The sequence below is a fragment of the Azospirillum halopraeferens DSM 3675 genome (genome assembly GCF_000429625.1).
GTDB lineage: Bacteria > Pseudomonadota > Alphaproteobacteria > Azospirillales > Azospirillaceae > Azospirillum > Azospirillum halopraeferens.
Genome location: NZ_AUCF01000016.1, coordinates 52145 through 69766, shown reverse-complemented (window position 1 = coordinate 69766; position 17622 = coordinate 52145). Strand labels below are relative to the sequence as shown.

Annotated in this window: 16 protein-coding genes; 9 read left to right on the top strand and 7 right to left on the bottom strand. The window is 73.0% G+C overall.

The window, feature by feature from the left end; genetic code table 11:
- Positions 1 to 33: 33 nt before the first annotated feature.
- The 5 genes from G472_RS0116410 to G472_RS0116390 are packed head-to-tail and all read right to left on the bottom strand — an operon-like array spanning position 34 to position 5589.
- The gene (locus G472_RS0116410) at positions 34 to 840 is read right to left on the bottom strand and encodes a universal stress protein (RefSeq protein ID WP_029009270.1); all 807 of its coding nucleotides are present in this window, start codon (positions 838 to 840) and stop codon (positions 34 to 36) included.
- Between the two features lie 10 nt (positions 841 to 850).
- Positions 851 to 1579 (bottom strand): ABC transporter ATP-binding protein, encoded by a 729-nt coding sequence (locus G472_RS0116405; RefSeq protein ID WP_029009269.1) that lies wholly within the window; start codon positions 1577 to 1579, stop codon positions 851 to 853.
- Complete coding sequence (locus G472_RS33665; protein ID WP_051340907.1) at positions 1576 to 3348, bottom strand: branched-chain amino acid ABC transporter ATP-binding protein/permease; 1773 nt, start codon at positions 3346 to 3348, stop codon at positions 1576 to 1578. Before G472_RS33665 ends, G472_RS0116405 begins: the two co-directional genes overlap by 4 nt.
- Positions 3345 to 4382 (bottom strand): branched-chain amino acid ABC transporter permease, encoded by a 1038-nt coding sequence (locus G472_RS0116395; protein WP_029009268.1) that lies wholly within the window; start codon positions 4380 to 4382, stop codon positions 3345 to 3347. The genes G472_RS33665 and G472_RS0116395 overlap by 4 nt, the downstream gene beginning before the upstream one ends.
- Before the next feature lie 40 nt (positions 4383 to 4422).
- Positions 4423 to 5589: an ABC transporter substrate-binding protein gene (locus G472_RS0116390; RefSeq protein WP_051340906.1), complete on the bottom strand. Its 1167-nt coding sequence runs from the start codon at positions 5587 to 5589 to the stop codon at positions 4423 to 4425.
- 394 nt (positions 5590 to 5983) lie between these two features.
- Between G472_RS0116390 and G472_RS0116385 the strand changes: the two genes are divergently transcribed.
- The 8 genes from G472_RS0116385 to G472_RS0116350 all read left to right on the top strand — a co-directional run bounded on the left by G472_RS0116385 (position 5984) and on the right by G472_RS0116350 (position 14384).
- Positions 5984 to 7102 (top strand): sugar ABC transporter substrate-binding protein, encoded by a 1119-nt coding sequence (locus G472_RS0116385; RefSeq protein WP_029009266.1) that lies wholly within the window; start codon positions 5984 to 5986, stop codon positions 7100 to 7102.
- A 27-nt stretch (positions 7103 to 7129) separates the two neighbouring features.
- On the top strand, positions 7130 to 8695 hold the full coding sequence (locus G472_RS0116380) for a sugar ABC transporter ATP-binding protein (RefSeq protein ID WP_029009265.1): 1566 nt from the start codon (positions 7130 to 7132) through the stop codon (positions 8693 to 8695).
- Positions 8692 to 9669 carry an ABC transporter permease gene (locus G472_RS0116375; protein WP_051340905.1) on the top strand — a complete coding sequence of 326 codons (978 nt, stop codon included), beginning with the start codon at positions 8692 to 8694 and terminating at the stop codon, positions 9667 to 9669. Before G472_RS0116380 ends, G472_RS0116375 begins: the two co-directional genes overlap by 4 nt.
- Entirely contained in the window at positions 9666 to 10646 is a 981-nt protein-coding gene (locus tag G472_RS0116370) for an ABC transporter permease (RefSeq protein ID WP_029009263.1), read from the top strand. Before G472_RS0116375 ends, G472_RS0116370 begins: the two co-directional genes overlap by 4 nt.
- An 82-nt stretch (positions 10647 to 10728) precedes the next feature.
- Positions 10729 to 11796, top strand: coding sequence for an SDR family oxidoreductase (locus tag G472_RS0116365; RefSeq protein WP_029009262.1), 1068 nt, complete (start codon positions 10729 to 10731; stop codon positions 11794 to 11796).
- Between the two features lie 27 nt (positions 11797 to 11823).
- Positions 11824 to 12612 (top strand): SDR family NAD(P)-dependent oxidoreductase, encoded by a 789-nt coding sequence (locus G472_RS0116360; protein WP_029009261.1) that lies wholly within the window; start codon positions 11824 to 11826, stop codon positions 12610 to 12612.
- 153 nt (positions 12613 to 12765) lie between these two features.
- A complete protein-coding gene (locus tag G472_RS0116355) occupies positions 12766 to 13230 on the top strand; it encodes a cupin domain-containing protein (RefSeq protein ID WP_029009260.1) in 465 nt (154 codons plus the stop codon).
- 11 nt (positions 13231 to 13241) lie between these two features.
- Complete coding sequence (locus G472_RS0116350) at positions 13242 to 14384, top strand: alkene reductase (protein WP_029009259.1); 1143 nt, start codon at positions 13242 to 13244, stop codon at positions 14382 to 14384.
- Here G472_RS0116350 and G472_RS0116345 read toward each other — a convergent pair.
- On the bottom strand, positions 14374 to 15294 hold the full coding sequence (locus tag G472_RS0116345) for a LysR family transcriptional regulator (RefSeq protein ID WP_029009258.1): 921 nt from the start codon (positions 15292 to 15294) through the stop codon (positions 14374 to 14376). The two genes, G472_RS0116350 and G472_RS0116345, sit on opposite strands and share 11 nt — an antisense overlap.
- 148 nt (positions 15295 to 15442) lie before the next feature.
- Between G472_RS0116345 and G472_RS33660 the strand changes: the two genes are divergently transcribed.
- A complete protein-coding gene (locus tag G472_RS33660) occupies positions 15443 to 16747 on the top strand; it encodes an SGNH/GDSL hydrolase family protein (RefSeq protein ID WP_211100204.1) in 1305 nt (434 codons plus the stop codon).
- On the opposite strand, the gene G472_RS0116335 is transcribed toward G472_RS33660, so the two are convergent.
- Positions 16665 to 17609, bottom strand: coding sequence for a LysR family transcriptional regulator (locus G472_RS0116335; protein ID WP_035692708.1), 945 nt, complete (start codon positions 17607 to 17609; stop codon positions 16665 to 16667). The genes G472_RS33660 and G472_RS0116335 overlap by 83 nt on opposite strands.
- Positions 17610 to 17622: the final 13 nt, after the last annotated feature.

Below are 17622 nucleotides of genomic sequence, written 5' to 3'. Positions count from 1 at the left end.
TTGTTATGAAGTATAACAGTCTGGCGCGGCCCGTCAATGGGACATCAGGACCGGCAGCGTCATGTGCGCCAGGATGTGGCGGGTGCCGTCGCCCCGGTAGAGGAAGGGGAAGCCGATGTGGCCGTGCGCCCCCAGGACCAGCAGGTCGGCGTCCAGGTCGGCGGCGCGGTTCAGCATCATGTCCATGACGCCGACGCCTTCGGGCACCAGCACCTCCACGTCGGCGGCGATGCCGTGGGCCTCCAGGTGGCGGCGGCAGTCGCGGGCGGCGGCGCGCTCCTCGTCGGGGCGGACGGCGACGCTCAGCACCACGGCGCGGGTGCAGCCGGCGATCAGGGGCAGGGCGTCGTTCAGGGCGCGCGCCGATTCCCGGCTGTGGTTCCAGGCGATCAGCGGGCGCCGGCCGATGGTCTCCACCGTCCCGGCGCAGGGCAGCACCAGCCCCGGCCGGCCGGCGTGCAGCAGCACCTGCTCGACCAGGTCCGGCGGCACCGTGCCGTCGCCGCCGTCCTGGCCCAGGATGACCAGGTCGACGTGGTGCGCCGCCTCGATCAGGGCATGGGTCACCTCGCGGGTGCCGCCGCGGTAGGCGTCGCGCCATTGGGCGTCCGGCAGGCCGCGGGTGGCGGCGGCGAAGGCGTCGCGGTCCGCCGCGGCGGCGGCGGCGTAGGCGGGGCTCGGCCACTGGGTGACGATGCCGACGGTGCGCGGCGCGGCGCAGCGGGCGAACAGGCCGGTCAGCCGGGCGCCGTGCCGGCGCGCCAGATCGACCGCCACCGCCAGCCGCTCCGCCGAGCGCGGCCCGCCGTCGCGATGGACCAGAAGGTTCTTCAGCGTCATGGGGGTCCTCCTAGGCCGCGCTTTCGGCGGCGCCCAGATAGCTTTCGATGACCCGCGGGTCGTTGGCCAGGGCGGCGGCGGGCCCCTGCAGGGTCACCGTGCCGGTCTCCATGACGTAGCCGTAGTCGGCGATGCGCAGGGCGGCGCGGGCGTTCTGCTCCACCAGCAGGATGGCGACGCCGGTGGCGCGCAGCTCCGCCACCAGGTGCAGGATCTCGCGGACGATGCGCGGGGCCAGGCCCAGGCTGGGCTCGTCCAGCATCAGCACCGCGGGCTTCGCCATCAGCGCCCGGCCCATGGCCAGCATCTGCCGCTCGCCCCCCGACAGGGTGCCGGCGGCCTGGCCGCGGCGCTCCTTCAGGCGGGGGAACAGGGTGTAGACCTGATCCAGCGTGTCGCCCGGCCGCTCGCCGCGCGGCCGGGTGTAGGCGCCGAGCCGCAGGTTGTCCTCCACGCTCATGGTGCCGAACAGCTCGCGCTTCTCGGCCACCAGCGACAGGCCGGCGGTGACGCGCGCCTCGATGGGGTCGTCGGCGATGGAGCGGCCGCGGAACAGCATGGAGCCCGACGCCGGCAGAACCCCCATGGCGGCGTTCAGCAGCGTCGTCTTGCCCGCACCGTTGGCGCCGACGACGGTGACGATGCGCCCGGCGTCCACCTCCAGCGAGACGCCCCGCACCGCCTCGATCTTGCCGTAGGACACGCAGACGTCCCGCAGGGCCAGGGTCGGTCCGCTCATTCGATCCCTCCGAGATAGGCTTCCAGCACGGCCGGGTCGCGGCGCACGCCGGCCGGCAGCCCGTCGGCGATCTTCGCGCCGAACTCCATGACCACCAGGCGGTCGACCAGCCCCATGACGAAGTCCATGTCGTGCTCCACCAGCAGGATGGTGGTGCCCTCGTCGCGCAGCCGGTCCAGCAGGCCGGCGAGGTCCCGCTTCTCGGCGTGGCGCAGGCCGGCGGCCGGCTCGTCCAGCAGCAGCAGCAGCGGGTCGAGGCAGAGCGCCCGGGCGATCTCGACAATGCGGCTCTGTCCCAGCGCCAGGGTGCCGGCCGGCCGGTGCAGGCTGTCGCCCAGCCCGCAGCGCTCCAACTGGCGCACGGCTTCGGCGCGCAGCCGGTCCTCCTCGGCGCGGTCCAGGCGCAGCACCGCGTCCAGGACGCCGGCGCGGCCGCGCAGGTGGGCGCCGAGCATGACGTTGTCCAGCACGCTCATCCCCGGCAGCAGCTTGACGTGCTGGAAGGTGCGGGCGACGCCGCGCCGGGCCACGGCGCGCGACGGCTGGCCGTCGATGCGCTCCCCCAGCAGCCGCACGGTGCCGGCGGACGGGCGCTGGACGCCGGTGATCAGGTTGAAGGTGGTGCTCTTGCCGGCACCGTTGGGGCCGATCAGCCCGACGATGGCGCCGGCCGGCACGGTGAAGGCGATGTCGCGCACCGCCACCAGCCCGCCGAAGGTCTTCTGCAGGCCCTCCACGTCGAGCATCGGCCCGCCGCGCCGGGGCGGCGGCCGGCGCGGCAGCGCCGGGGCGTCGGGGCGGATGGCGGGCGGTGCCGGCGGCGGCAGCAGGCGGGCGACCGCCGGCCACAGCCCGTCGCGGGCGTAGTGCAGCAGCAGCACCAGCATGGCGCCGAAGACGATGGCCTCGTAGTTGCCGGCGCCGCCGAACAGGCGCGGCAGCACCGCCTGGAGCTGGTCCTTCAGCACCGTCACCAGCCCCGCCCCCAGCACCGCCCCCCAGACGTGGCCGGCGCCGCCGACCACCGCCATGAACAGGTACTCGATGCCGGCGTTCAGCCCGAACGGGGTGGGGTTGACGGCGCGCTGCACGTGGGCGAACAGCCAGCCGGACACGGCCGCCAGCAGGGCGGCGTAGACGAAGGCGATCAGCTTGGCCCGGCCGGTGTCGACGCCGAACGCCTCTGCCGCGGTGACGCCGCCGCGCAGGGCGCGGATGGCCCGGCCGATGCGGCTGTCCAGGAGGCGGGTGGTGGCGAGCGCCGCCAGCAGGACGAAGCCCCAGATGACGTAGAACACGGCGCGCCCGCCGTAGAGGTCGACGCCGGCGACGTTGAGCGGCGGAATGCCGGAGATGCCGTCGTGGCGCCCCAGCGCCTCCATGTTGCCGAACAGGTAATAGAGGCTGATCCCCCACGCCAGCGTGCCCAGCGGCAGGTAATGGCCGGACAGGCGCACCGTCAGCAGCCCCAGCACCAGCGCCGCCGCACCGGTCAGCACCAGGGCGGCCGGCAGGGTCAGCCAGGGCGACACGCCGTAGGCGGTGGTCAGCACCGCCGTGGTGTAGGCGCCGAAGCCGCAGAACGCCGCCTGCCCGAAGGAGGTCATGCCGCCGACACCGGTCAGCACCACCAGCCCCATGACCACCAGGGCGGCCAGGCCGATGTAGTTCAGCAGCGTGATCCAGAACTCCGGCGTCGCCGGGACCAGCGGCAGGGCGGCAAAGGCCGCCAGCAGCGCCGGCGCGAGATAGCGGGTGTGGCGGGTCATTCCTCGTCCTCCGCGTGGGGGGAGCGCAGGGAGCGCCACAGCAGCACGGGGATGATGATCGTGAACACGATCACCTCCTTGAAGGTGCTGGCGAAGAAAGACGCGAACGCCTCCACCAGCCCGACCAGGATGGCGGCGGCGGCGCCCAGGGGGTAGCTGATCAGGCCGCCGATGATGGCGGCGACGAAGCCCTTGAGGCCGGTCACGAAGCCGGTGTCGTAGAACACCGTGGTCACCGGCGCGATCAGCACCCCCGACAGGGCGCCCAGCAGCGCCGCCAGCCCCAGCGCCATGGCGCCCGCCGCCGACGTGGGGATGCCGACCAGGCGCGCGCCCAGGCGGTTGACCGCCGTGGCGCGCAGCGCCTTGCCCGTCAGCGTGTGGCCGAAGAAGCCCCAGAGCGCCAGGATCAGGCCGCCGGTCACGCCCATCACCACGACGCTCTGCCCCGTCACCAGCGCCGGCCCCACCGTCCAGTTGGCGTCGAGCAGGGGGGCGGTGCGGTGCCCCTCGGCCCCGAAGAACAGCAGCCCCAGCCCCACCAGGGCCAGGTGCACGCCGACCGCGGCGATCAGCAGCACCAGCACCGGCGATTCCGCCAGCGGCCGGAACACCAGCCGGTAGATGTAGGGGCCGAGCACGGCGACGATGGCCAGGGTCAGCGGCACCTCCACCAGCGGCCCGAGGTGCCGCGGTGCGGCGTGCCATGCCGCCGCCAGCAGGGCCAGCGGCAGCAGCACGTCCAGCGCCAGCCCGCGCAGCGCGCGCCGCGGCGTGCGGGCGGCACGGTCGCGGGCGAGGTCGACGGTGAAGGCCGCCGTCCCGAGGATCAGCGCCAGCCAGGCCGTTCCGGGGAAGGTGCCCGTCTCGAACGCGGCCAGGGTCAGGGCGCCGTAGGCGACGAACTCCCCTTGCGGGATGAAGATCACGCGGGTGATCGTGAACACCAGCACCAGCGACAGGGCGAGCAGCGCGTAGATCGCGCCGTTCGTCACGCCGTCCTGCGCCAGGAACAGGGCGATGGTCGGGTCCAAGGTTTCCTCCGGTGGGCGACGGGCGGACGCCGGGCGACGGTTACTTCACCAGCTTCCAGGCGCCCTTCTCGACGGTCAGCAGCACGTAGCCGCGGTGGTCGAGGCCGAAATGGTCGTTCGCGGAGAAGGCGTAGACGCCCTGGGACGCGGGGATCTCGCCGGCGGTCTCCAGCGCGTCGCGCAGCGCCTTGCGGAACTCCGGCGTGCCGGGGCGGGCGGTCTTCAGCGCGATGGGCACCGCCTGTTCCAGCACCGTGGCGGCGTCCACGGTGTGGGCGGCGAACTGGTTGCGGGTGTTGGCGCCGTACTTGCCCTCGTAGGCGGTCACGAACTCCAGCGCCTTTGCCCGCACCGGGCTGTCGTCCGGCAACTGTTCGGCCACGATGACCGGGCCGGAGGCGAGGATGGCACCCTCCACGGCGGCCCCGCCGATGCGGATGAAGTCGTGGGTGACGGCGCCGTGGGTCTGGTAGATCGGGCCCTTGTAGCCGCGTTCGCGCAGGGTGATGTGGGGCAGCGCCGCGGCGGTGCCCGACGCGCCGACGATCACCGCGTCGGGGCGGGCGGCCAGCAGCTTCAGCACCTGGCCGGTGACCGAGGTGTCGGCGCGGGCGTAGCGCTCCTCCGCCACCAGCCGGTAGCCGGCGTCGCCGGCCAGCGCCTTGACGTCGCGCGCCCAGAAATCGCCCCAGGCGTCGGAGAAGCCGATGAAGCCCACCGTCTTCACGCCGTTGGCCTTCATGTGGTCGACGACGGCCCTTGCCATCAGCGTCACGTTCTGCGGCATGCGGAAGGTCCAGGTGTCCTGGCCGGCCGGCAGGTCGATGGGCGCCAGGGCGATGTGCGGGACGGCGCTTTCGCGCGTCACGCCGGCCACCGCGATGGCCGCACCGGTCATCACCGACCCGATGATGACGTCCGCCTTCTCCTCGGTGATGAGGCGGCGCGCCTGGGTGGTGGCCATGGTGGGGTCGGAGGCGTCGTCGGCGACGATCAGCCGCACCCGCTCACCGCCCAGGGTCTCGGGGAACAGGGCGGCGGCGTTGCGGGCGGGGATGCCCAGCGCCGCGGTGGAGCCGGTGGCCGGCACGATCAGGCCGACGGTGATGTCGGCCAGCGCCGCGCCGGGCAGCAGCATGGCGGCCGCGGCGGCGGCGAGCAGGGCGCCGCGCAGGCCGCGGCGGGCGGGGGAACGGGGATCGGGCATGTTTCCTCCGGGGTCGGTCTCGTTGGACACGGGTGGGCCTTCGCGCCACGGATCACCGTGACGGCGGGCGCCGCCGGTTGGGTTGGTGCAACAACTATTATTCTTTATAACAGTTCTGTTTGGTGCGAACAAGCCCGCCGGAGCGTCGCGGACGGCCCCCGGCGCAGGGGCACGGCCCGGCTCGGTCATGGTTTCCGTCATCTGTGAATCCGGTTCACAGGCGGTTTGCTTACTCTCCCAATAGTCCGCAAAGCGACGTTTCGCCACAGTTCGGGGACGCCGGACACGCGCGGTCTTTCCCGATCGCCGCCGGCCGAACGGCGAGGGTGCCGGCCGCGCGACGGCGACGTCCCGGCCCAACACCCCCGCCACACGTCGACGGGAGGAGAGAACCATGACGACGAAGAACCGCGTCCGCCGATGCATCCTGTGGACCGCCGCCGCAGTTGCACTGTCCGCCGCCCTGCCGGCCGCGGCGTCGGACACCCACATGCCGGAGTGCTACACGCCGGCGGCCGGCAGCGAACGGGTGATCCGCGTCGAACCGCGCCGGGGGCCATACCGCATCGCCGTCGCCAACGGCCATACGGGCATTCCCTGGCGCATGCAGATGATCCGCTCGGTCAAGGCGTGGGCGGCCAAGCCGGAGAACGCCGCCGACATCGCGGAGCTGAAGATCGTCAGCACGGGTGCCGACGTCGCCGCGCAGATCGCCGCCATCGACAACTTCATCCAGGCGGGCTACGACGCCGTGGCCTTCATTGCCGTCAACCCCAAAGCCTTCGACGCCGTCATCCGGCGCGCCCGCACGGCCGGCACGGTCCTGGTGTCCTTCGACAACCCGGTCGACAACCCGGACGTCGTGCGCATCACGCCGGAGTGGATGGAGTTCGAAGGGGCCATCAAGACCCGGGCCGTCCTGGACCAGATGCCGCGCAAGGCCGGCACCGTTCTGGAGGTGCGGGGCATCCCCGGCAACTCCACCGACCGCGACCGCCACGCCGGATTCCGGCAGGTGATCGACGAGCATCCGGAGATCCGCGTCGTCGAGGTGGTCGGCAACTGGGACACCGGCACGGTCCAGAAGGTGGTGTCGGACGCGCTGGCGGTGCACGGCCGATTCGACGCGGTGGTGTGCCAGCACGGCTGCCGCGGCGTGACCAACGCCCTGCTGGCGGCCGGCCACCCGAAGGTTCCGGTGGGCGGCGACGCGGAGAACGGCTTCGTGCGCGCGCTGGCGGAGAACGGCATCCCCGGCATCTCGGTGTCGACCTCGCCCGGCCAGGGGCCGGTGGCCGTGCGCGCCGCCATCGCGCTGCTGAAGGGCGAGAGCCTGCCCGCCCTGGTCAATCTGCCGACGCCGCACGTCCGCACCGCCGACATGAAGCCGGGCGTCAACTACTTCCCGGACATGCCCGACACCTACGAGACCGTTTCCGGCTATGCGGCGTGCGGCCCGGACATGGTCTTCACCCCGGACGAGCTGATGCGCCAGTCCGCCGACGGCAACTGACCGCCCTCCGGACCAGGGGAGAACACCATGCCGAACGATCCCGCGTTCCTGGCCCTCGCCGGCGTCGCCAAACGCTACGGCGGCGCCGTCGCCCTCCGGGACGTCTCCTTTTCCGCCGGCCGCGGCTCCATCCACGCCATCCTCGGCGAGAACGGGGCGGGCAAGAGCACCCTGATGAAGATCCTCGCCGGCGCGGTCGCCGCCGACTGCGGGTCGGTGACCCTGGACGGCCGGCCGCTCCGCCTCGACGGGCCCGCGGCGGCGCTGCGCGAGGGAATCGTCTGCATCTTCCAGGAGCTGTCGATCATCCCCGACCTGACGGTGGCGGAGAACATCTGCCTCGCCGACCCGCCGCGCCGGCGGATCGGCACCATCGACCGGGGGGCGCAGCGCCGCCGCGCCCGCGCCGTCCTCGACGCGCTGGGCTGCGGCAGCGGACTCGACGTGCGCGCCCGTTGCGCCGACCTGCCGCTGGCCAAGCGGCAGATCGTCGAGATCGCCAAGGCGCTGGCCCGCCGGCCGCGCGTCCTGATCCTCGACGAGGCGACGTCGGCGCTGAGCGCCGAGGACGCGGAGCGGGTGATGCGGCACCTGCGCCGCCTGCGCGAGGAGGGCGTCTGCGTCCTCTTCATCTCCCACCGCATGCACGAGGTGGACGCGCTGGCCGACACCTGCTCCGTCTTCCGCAACGGTGAGCACGTTGCGACCTTCCCGGCCGGCAGCCGCACCCACGACGAGATCGTGCGGCTGATGATCGGCCGGTCCATTGCCCACGTCTACCCGCCCAAACCCGAGCGGCCGCCTCCGGCCGAACCCTATCTGCGGGTTCGCGGGCTGGCCCGGGACGGGGTGCTGAAGGGCATCGACCTGGACGTCCGGCCGGGCGAGATCGTCGGGCTCGGCGGCCTCGACGGGCAGGGCCAGCGGGAGCTGCTGCTGGCGCTGGCCGGCGTGCTGCGCGGCACGACGGGGGACGTGCGCATCGGCACGGCCGCGGGCCTGCCCTCCGGTCCGCGCGCCGCCGGCGGGCCCGGCCGCCGCATCGCCCTGATCCCGGAGGACCGCAAGACCGAGGGCCTGTTCCTCGGCCTGTCCGTGGCCGCCAACCTGAGCTTCGCGGCGCTGGACCGCCTGTCCCGCTGCGGGATCGTCGACACGGACGCCGAGCGGGCGCTGGTCGCCGGCCTGGCCGGGCGGCTGGCGGTGAAGGCCCCCGACCGCGACGCCCCGGTGGCGACGCTCTCGGGCGGCAACCAGCAGAAGGTGGTGCTCGGCAAATGGCTGGCGACCGAGCCGAAGCTGCTGCTGCTGATGGACCCGACGCGCGGCATCGACGTCGGCACCAAGCAGGAGATCTACCGGCTGATGCGCGACCTCGCCGCCGCCGGGGTGGCGATCCTCTTCCACTCCACCGACTACGACGAACTGATCGGGCTGTGCGACCGCGTCCTCGTTCTCTACGACGGGCGGGTGGCGGCGCGGCTCAGCGGGGCGGAGATCACCGAAGAGGCGATCGTCGCGTCGGCCCTCAACCTGCGCCCCGCGGCGTCGGCCGCCGGTTCCCGGCGCCCGCACCGGGAGGCTCTGGCATGATCCCCGCGCTGCGACTTCTGGTCCGCCACAACGACCGGGCATTGGCCGCCTGGGCGCTGCTGCTGGCGCTGCTGCTGCTCTTCCTGTCGATCCACCCCCGCGGGGCCTCCGGCGGCGTGCTGGCGGCCTGGGCCAACCAGGGGGTGGCGCTGGCCTTCGTCGCGGTCGGCCAGACCATCGTGGTGCTGACCCGCGGCATCGACCTGTCGGCCGGCGCCATCCTGGCGCTGTGCAACTGCGCCGCCTCGGCCCTGGTCCGGGGCGATCCGGCGGAGGTGGCGCTCGGCATCGCCGCGGTGTGCCTGATCGGCGCCGCGTGCGGCGCGCTGAACGGACTCATCGTGGTCAGGGGACGCATCCAGCCGATCGTCGCCACGCTGGCGACCGGCGCGATCCTCTCCGGCGTCGCGCTGCTGGTGCGGCCGACGCCGGGTGGCAGCGTCGACGACCGCCTTGCCGACGCGCTGACCGGCACGGTCGGCGGCGTCGTTCCGGTGTCGCTGCTGCTGCTGGCGGTGCTGGTCGCCGCCATCTGGGGCCCGGTGCGCGCCAGCCTCACGGGACGCACCATCCTGGCGGTCGGCTCGGCCGAACCGGCGGCCTACATGTCGGGCCTGCCGGTCGACCGGGCCAAGGTGGCGGCCTATGCCCTGGCCGGGCTGTTCGCCGCCTTCGGCGGGCTGTTCCTCGGCTTCCAGACGCTGAGCGGCGACCCGTCGGTCGGCGCCTCCTACACCCTGAACTCGGTCGCCGCCGTGGTGCTGGGCGGCACGGCGCTGGCCGGCGGGGCCGGCAGCGTCGCCGGCTCCATCGCCGGGGCGCTGGTGCTGCGCACGGTGGGCAGCCTGATCTTCTTCACCGGCCTCGACCCGATGGCGCAGCCGCTGTTCGAAGGCGCGGTTCTCCTCGTCGCGGTGGCGCTCGGCGCCGGCCGCCTGCTCAGGATACGCAACCGGCTGGAGGTGTTCCGATGATCCCCCTCGTCCGGGCCCTTCCGCGCCCCGTCGCCGCACCCGGCCCGGCCGGGGTGATCGCTCTGGCCCTCGTGGTCCTGCTGCTGGCCGGGGGTCTGGCCGATCCCCGGTTCTTCTCCCCCGCCTATCTTCTCCAGCAGCTCCACACCGGCGCCTTCCTGGGGGTGATCGCCATCGGCGCCATGGTGGTGATCCTGACCGGCCACATCGACCTGTCGGTCCCCTGGACGCTGTCGGCCGCCGCCACCTTCTCCACCGCCTTCGTCGGCGCGGCCGGCGAGGGGGCCCAGGGGGAGCTGGGCCTCCTCGTCGGACTGGCGGTCGGTGCCGGCATCGGGCTGGTCAACGGCATCGGCGTCGCCTACCTGCGCCTCCCGTCGATGATCTGGACGCTGGCCGTCAACATGGTGGTGCTGGGCGTCTGCGTCCTCCACGCCGGCCTGTACGCCTCCGGCAGCCGGCCGTCCGCGGTGATGGCCACGCTCGGCGGCGGGTGGATCGGGTCCCTGGTGCCCAACGCGGTCGTCGTCTGGATGGTGCTGTCGGCCGCCGCGGTGTTCCTGCTGCGCCGCACGGTGGCGGGGCGCTGTCTCTACGCCGTCGGCACCCGCGAGAGCGCCGCCTGGCTGTCGGGCATCGACACGCGCCGGGTGCTGCTGGGCGCCTTCGTGATCTCCGGCCTGTGCAGCGCCGTGGCCGGCATGCTGCTGGCCGGCTACGCCAACCAGGCGTACCAGCGCATGGGCGACCCCTACCTGCTGCCGGGAATCGCCGCCGTGGTGCTGGGCGGCACCAGCATCCTCGGCGGGCGCGGCTCCTACGGCGGGTGCGTCGCCGGGGTGCTGCTCATCACGCTGATCACCAGCATGCTCTCGCTGCTCCAGGTGCCCGAAGCCTTCAAGCAGATCGCCTACGGCGGGGTGATCATCCTGATGGTCGGCTACTACAGCCGCCGCGCCGCCGCCGAGCGCGCCTGACCGCAAACGCCTTCTCCCATCCCCTTGTCGCCGGCCCGCATGCCGGCCGCCGGCCCCCCTTTGCCATCGAGAGGACCCTTTCATGCACGACAAACGCGCCCTGATCGTCGGCGTCACCGGCATCGTCGGCAACAACCTGGCCCGTCACCTCGTCCGGAGCGGGGACTGGAGCGTCCACGGCATCGCCCGCACCGCACCGCGCGGCCTGTCCGGGGTCGAACCCGTGTGCGTCGACGTGCTCGACGCCGCGGCGACGTCCCGCGCCCTGGCGGCGCTGGCGCCCAGCCACGTCTTCCTGTGCACCTGGACGCGGATGCCGACCGAGGCGGAGAACTGCCGCGTCAACGGCGCCATGGTGCGCCATGTGCTGGACGCCGTCGGACCGTCGGGGGCCGTGCGCCACGTGGCACTGGTCACCGGCACCAAGACCTACCTCGGCCCCTTCGAGATGTACGCGCGGAACCGGCCGGAGACGCCGTTCCGCGAGGACCAGCCGCGCCTGCCCATCGAGAACTTCTATTACGTGCAGGAGGACGCCGTCTTCGAGGCGGCGGAGCGCTACGGCTTCGGCTGGAGCGTCCACCGGCCGCACACCATCGTCGGCTACGCCGTGGGCAACGCCATGAACATCGGCGTGACGCTGGCGGTGTACGCGTCGATCTGCAAGGAGACGGGCCGTCCGTTCCTGTTCCCCGGCTCCCCCGTGCAGCACACGGCGCTGGCCGACGTCACCGATGCCCGCCTGCTGGCCCGCCATCTCGCCTGGGCGGCGACGGCGCCGGCGGCGCGCAACGAAGCCTTCAACGTCGCCAACGGCGACGTCTTCCGCTGGGCCCGGCTGTGGGGCGTGATCGCCCGTTATTTCGGGCTGGAGCCGGCACCCTATCCGGGCGAAGCCGTCCCGCTGCAACAGCAGATGCGCGACGACGGGCCGGTGTGGGACCGCATGGTCGCCCGCTACGGGCTGCAGCCCAACCCGCTCGACCGGCTCGCTTCGGCCTGGCACACCGACGCCGACCTCGGCCGCCCGATCGAGTGCGTCAACGACCTGTCGAAAAGCCGGCGCCTCGGCTTCCTCGATCATCAGGACACCGAACGCTCCTTCCTCGATCTGTTCGACCAGCTCCGCCAGGAGCGGGTGATCCCCTGACCCCCGGCAGCAGCAGGAGGACCGACCATGGAACTCGCCCTTGAAGACCGCGTGGCGATCGTCACCGGTGCGGGCGCCGGCATCGGGTTGGAGACGGTGCGGCGGCTGGTGCGGGAGGGCGCCTGCGTCGTCGGCGGCGACCTCGACCCCGGTGCGCTGGCCGACGCCGGCCCGCCGGCGCGGATCGCCGCCGTCGCGGTCGACCTGCGCGACCCCGGTGCCGGCGAGGCGCTGGTGCGCACGGCGATCGCGCGGTTCGGCGGCGTCGACATCCTGTTCAACAACGCCGCCGCGGCGCCGGCGCGCGACGACTTCCTGGCGGTCTCCGACGCGGACTGGGCTGCCACGCTCGACCTCAACCTCATGGGCTACGTGCGCACGACCCGCGCCGTCCTGCCGCACATGCTGAAGCGGGGCCGGGGCGTGCTGATCCATTGCGGGTCCGAAGCCGGGCGGATGCCCCATCCCCTGCTGCCCGACTACAGCGTGTCCAAGGCGGCGGTGCTGATGCTCTCCAAGTGCCTGTCGCGGGCGTACACGTCGCGGGGCGTACGCTCCAACGTCGTCGCCCCGGCGCACATACGCACGGCCCTGTGGGACCGCCCCGGCGGCTTCCTCGACGCCCTGGCCGCCCGCTACGGCTGCGGCCGGGACGAGGCGGTCAGCCGCTTCCTCGCACACTCCGGCCTGCCGGCCGGACGCCTCGGGCGGCCGGAGGAGGTGGCGTCCCTCGTCGCCTTCCTGGCGTCCGACCACGCCGCCTTCATCAGCGGCGAACAGTTCGGCATCGACGGCGGCGTCGTCCCCGTCGTCTGATACCGGCGGCATCTGAAGGATGGCGCCGGTATCACCCTCTCGATCAATGCCCGGGCATTGATCTGCCGGGTTTTACGGTCGGCAATTGATGGAGGTGATCAATTGCCGACCGTCTGACCATCCCCCTCTTTCCCCGACCAAGGAGAGTTCCCGATGTCCATCCCCCCGGCCCACCGTCCCGTCGCCGCCCCGGCGGACTGGGACGACGCCACCCGTGCGGAGTTCGCCGTGAACCAGGCCAACGGCTGCGTCGGCCACGTGCTGGTGTCGGAGACGCCGCGCGTCCGCGTGTGGTCGCTGCACCTGAAGCCCGGCGAGCGCATCGGCTTCCACCGCCACGTGCTCGACTATTTCTGGACCGCCGTGACGCCGGGCCGCGGCCGCTCCCGCCACCACGACGGACGGGTGGTGGAGACCGTCTACGAACCGGGCCTGACCCGCCACCTCTGCTTCGCGCCGGGTGAGTTCATGGTGCACGATCTGGCCAACGTGGGCGACGGCGACCTGGTGTTCACCACGGTGGAGTTCCTGGATTCCGGCAATCCCCCGCTTCCCGTTCCCGCCCACGTGCATCGCGACCGGCCGGCCGTCGGCCGGGAAGAGCCGGTGCTGCTGTGAGGACGCCCGCCATGACCTCCGCCGCAACGACCCGCTGGCCCGCGCTGTTCACGCCGCACCGCCTGGGGCCGCTCACCCTTCCCAACCGCCTCGTCATGGCACCGATGACGCGCTCGCGCACCGCCTGGCCCGGCGACGTGCCGACCGAACTCAACGCCCGCTACTACGCCCAGCGGGCCGGCGCCGGGCTGATCGTGACGGAAGCGACGCAGATCTCCCGCGAGGGGCAGGGCTACGCCCGCACGCCTGGCATCCACACCGCCGCCCAGCGCGACGGCTGGCGGCTGGTGACCGAGGCGGTGCACGCCGCGGGCGGCCGCATCTTTCTCCAACTCTGGCACGTCGGGCGCGTGTCCCATCCCGTCCTGCAGGAGGGCGGCCGCGCCCCGGTGGCCCCCTCGGCCGTGCGTGCGCGGGGCGTGCGCGTGTACGTCATCGATCCGGCGGACGGTACGCCGTGCTTCCTCGACTGCGAGACGCCGCGCGCCCTGGAGGAGGGCGAGATCCCCCGGGTGGTCGACGACTACCGCCGCGCCGCGGCGCGCGCCATGGAGGCGGGGTTCGACGGGGTGGAGCTGCACGGCGCGAACGGCTACCTCATCGACCAGTTCCTGCGCTCCACCACCAACCGGCGCACCGACCGCTACGGTGGCTCGCCGGAGAACCGCATCCGCTTCCTGCGGGAGGTGGTCGGAGCGGTCGCCGGCGAGACGGGGGCGGGGCGCGTCGGGGTGCGCCTGTCGCCGCACGTGACCTTGCAGGACATGGCCGACCCCGAGATGGTGGAGACCAGCCTGCTGGCGGCCGCGGCGCTGCACGACGCCGGCGTCGCCTACCTCCACCTGGCCGAGGCGGACTGGGACGACGCGCCGGAGGTTCCGGAGGATTACCGCCGGGCCCTGCGCGACCGCTTTCCCGGCACGATCATCGTCGCCGGCCGCTACACGCCGGAACGGGGGACGGCCATGCTCGCCGCCGGCCACGCCGATCTGGTCACCTTCGGCCGGCCCTTCCTCGCCAACCCCGACCTGCCGCGGCGGATCGCCGAGGGGCTGCCGCTGAACCCGCCCGACCCCGCGACCTTCTTCGGCGGGGGAGCGGCGGGGTACATCGACTATCCCGCGTACGGCGAGACCGCACCCGTCACGGCGTAGGGCCGGCGGCCGGCGCCCCGGGCCGGGACAGGGACGTCGCGAGGAAGTCCAGGAAGGCCCGGATGCGGCCGGCAAGGTGCTCGTGGCCGATGTAGACCGCGTGCACCGGTTCGCGGTCGCCGGGGTTGAAGGCATCGAGGACGCACGCCAGGCGGCCGGCGGCGACGTCGGGTCCGACGTGCCATTCCGACAGGCGGGCGATGCCCAGACCGGCCAGCGCCAACTGGCGCATCGTCTCGCCATTGTTCGCCTTCATGTTGCCGGTGACGGCGATCGTCCGCACGCCGCCGCCGTCGCGGAAGGGCCACTCGTCGAGCCGGCGGCGGAAGTTGAAGTTCAGGCAATTGTGCCGGGCGAGGTCGTCCGGCACCGCCGGCACGCCGTGCCGGGCGAAGTACGCCGGCGCCCCCACGACCAGGCGCCGGCTTTCGATCAGCTTGCGCGCCTTGAGGCTGGAGTCGCGCATCGCACCGGTCCGGATGGCGACGTCGGTGCGCTCCCCCACCAGATCGACCATGAAATCGGTCAGGGTGAGGTCGAGCACGACGCCGGGGTGGCGCAGCAGGAAGTCCGGGATCAGCGGGATCACGCAATGGGTGCCGAAGGGGATGTTGGCGTTGACGCGCAACGGCCCGCGCGGCTCCCCGGCGCCCGACGACACGGCGCGCTCGGCCTCCTCGATCTCGGCGACGATGCGCGAGGCCCGGTCGAAATAGGATTCCCCCTCGGGCGTCAGTTGCAGGCTGCGGGTGGAGCGCAGGACGAGGCGCACGCCCAGCCGGTCCTCGATCCGGGCGATCAACCGGCTCACCGCCGATGGCGTCAGGCGCAGGGCGCGGGCCGCGGCGGAGAAGCTGCCCAGCTCCACCGCCCGCACGAACACCTCCATCTCACCGGCCCGGTTGTCCATGGCACGCCCATCCTGATGACCGTCCCGGTCATGCTGCCATCTTTGATCAAGAATCACAAATGTTGTGCGTCGTCCGTGAATTCACGGAACAGCCCGGTGGGAGCCAGGATGGCGTCCGCTGTGATTCCCCAACCGGAGAACGATACCGATGATGCACCGCCGGTTCCTCGCGCTCGCGGCCGTCACCGTCCTGGCGATGGGCTCGGCCCGGGCCGCCGAATGGGTGCCGTCCTGGACGGCCAGCCCGCAGCCGCTGTGGGACGACTCCTTTCCGTTGCCGGTTCTCGTCCCCGGTGACCCGGGGGACCGCACGGTGCGCCAGGTCCTGCGGGTCAGCCTCGGCGGGCCGCGCCTGCGCATCGAGGTGTCCAACGCCTACGGCGCGGCACCGCTGGCGATCGGCGCCGCCGCGGTGGCGCTCGCCGGCGACGCACCCCCCGGTGCGGTCGTGCCCGGTTCGGTCCGCCCGGTCACCGTCTCCGGCCGGCGCTCCTTCACGGTCCCGCCGGGGGCATCGGCGCTGAGCGATCCCGTCGATCTGGCCGTCGATCCGCTCGGCTCCATTGCCGTCAGCCTCTACCTTCCGCAACCGGGGCCGGTCACGACCTTCCATTGGGACGGGTTGCAGACCGCCGCCATCGCGCCGGGCAACCAGGTCGACCGGGACGCGGTGACGGACGCCGTGCCGACGACCACGCGCCCCTATCTCAGCCGGGTCATCGTCGAGGCGGCGGAGGGCGCGCGCACCGTGGTGGCGTTCGGCGATTCCATCACCGACGGCGCCGCGTCCACCCTCGACGCCAACCGACGCTGGCCGGATTTCCTGGCGGCGCGTCTGGCGCCGCACAACATCGCCGTGCTGAACGCCGGCATCTCCGGTGCCCGCCTCCTGCACGACGGCATGGGACGGAACGCCCTGGCCCGCTTCGACCGCGACGTCCTCGCGCAGGGCGACGTCGCCGCCGTCGTGGTGCTGATCGGGATCAACGACATCGCCTGGCCAGGCCACCCCTTCGCCCCCGACCTGCCGCCGCCGGCCGTCGACGACCTGATCGCCGGCTACCGTCAACTGATCGCCCGGGCGCGGGTGGCCGGCGTGCCCATCGTCGGCGCGACGCTGACGCCGTTCCGCGGGGCTCTCGCCGGCACGCCCTTCGAAGGGTACCACACGCCGGAGAAGGACCGGCTGCGGCACGAGGTGAACGCCTGGATCCGCGAGTCCGGAGCGTTCGACGCCGTGCTCGATCTCGACGCCGTACTGCGCGATCCGGACGATCCCTCGCGTCTGCGGCCGGACTACGACTCCGGTGACCATCTGCACGCCTCCGACGCGGGGAACAAGGCCATCGCCGACGCCGTGGCCCCGACACTCATTCGTCCGGCGGGCGGGTCCGCTTCAGCAGGTCGAGGAAGCGGTCCAGCACCGGGTTCGGCTGGCCGTCCCGGCGGGTGATGGCGTGGAATTCCACGTCGAAGCGGTGGGTGTCGGGCAGCAGCGGGCGCATCATCCCGCGCTCCACCCACTGGCGGGCGTAGTGGGTCGGCAGGAAGCCGATGTAGCAGCCGGTCAGGATCAGGAACGCCACGCCTTCCCGGTCGGTGGCGGTGGCGGTGGTGTTCAGGGCGTGCTGCAGGCGGGCCGCGTCAGGGGCCTGGCGGGCGTGGGTCGGCGCCACCGCGTCGGCCGCCTCCACCGCCGCGCGCGACACCCCGGCCGGGGCGTCGTCGAACAGGGGATGGCCGCGGCAGCAGTAGAGGCAGGCGTGCTCCCGGTACAGCGGGATGCGGGCGACGCCGGGCAACGGCCGCCCGGCCGGCACCACGCCCACATGCAGCCGGCCGTCCAGCACGCCGCGTTCCGCCTCGTTGGGCGGGATCATGCGGATGTTCACGCGCACGTCCGGCCCCTGCTCCTTCAGGCCCCGCAGCGCGTCGGTCACCCGCATGTGGGGCAGCGTCACCAGGTTGTCGGTGATGCCGATGGTCAACTCGCCGCGCAGGCGGCCGTGGGCGGCGTTGATCGCGCTGCGGAAGCGGTCCAGGTCGGCCATCAGGCGCAGGGTAGCCTCGTAGGCCGCCCGCCCCTCGTCGGTCAGGCGGAACCCGGCGCGGCCGCGCCGGCACAGGCGCAGGCCGAGGCGCCGTTCGAGATCGGCCATGTGCAGGCTGATAGCGGCGCGGCTGATGTTCAGCTCCACCTCCGCGGCGGAGAAGCCGCCGCACTCCACCACCGTGCGGAAGACGCGCAGCAGCCGGATGTCGACGTCGGAGACCGCCGCCAGCGGGCGGGGCGTTGCGGGCGGGGCGGGGGGCATTCAGGTAAGCGTT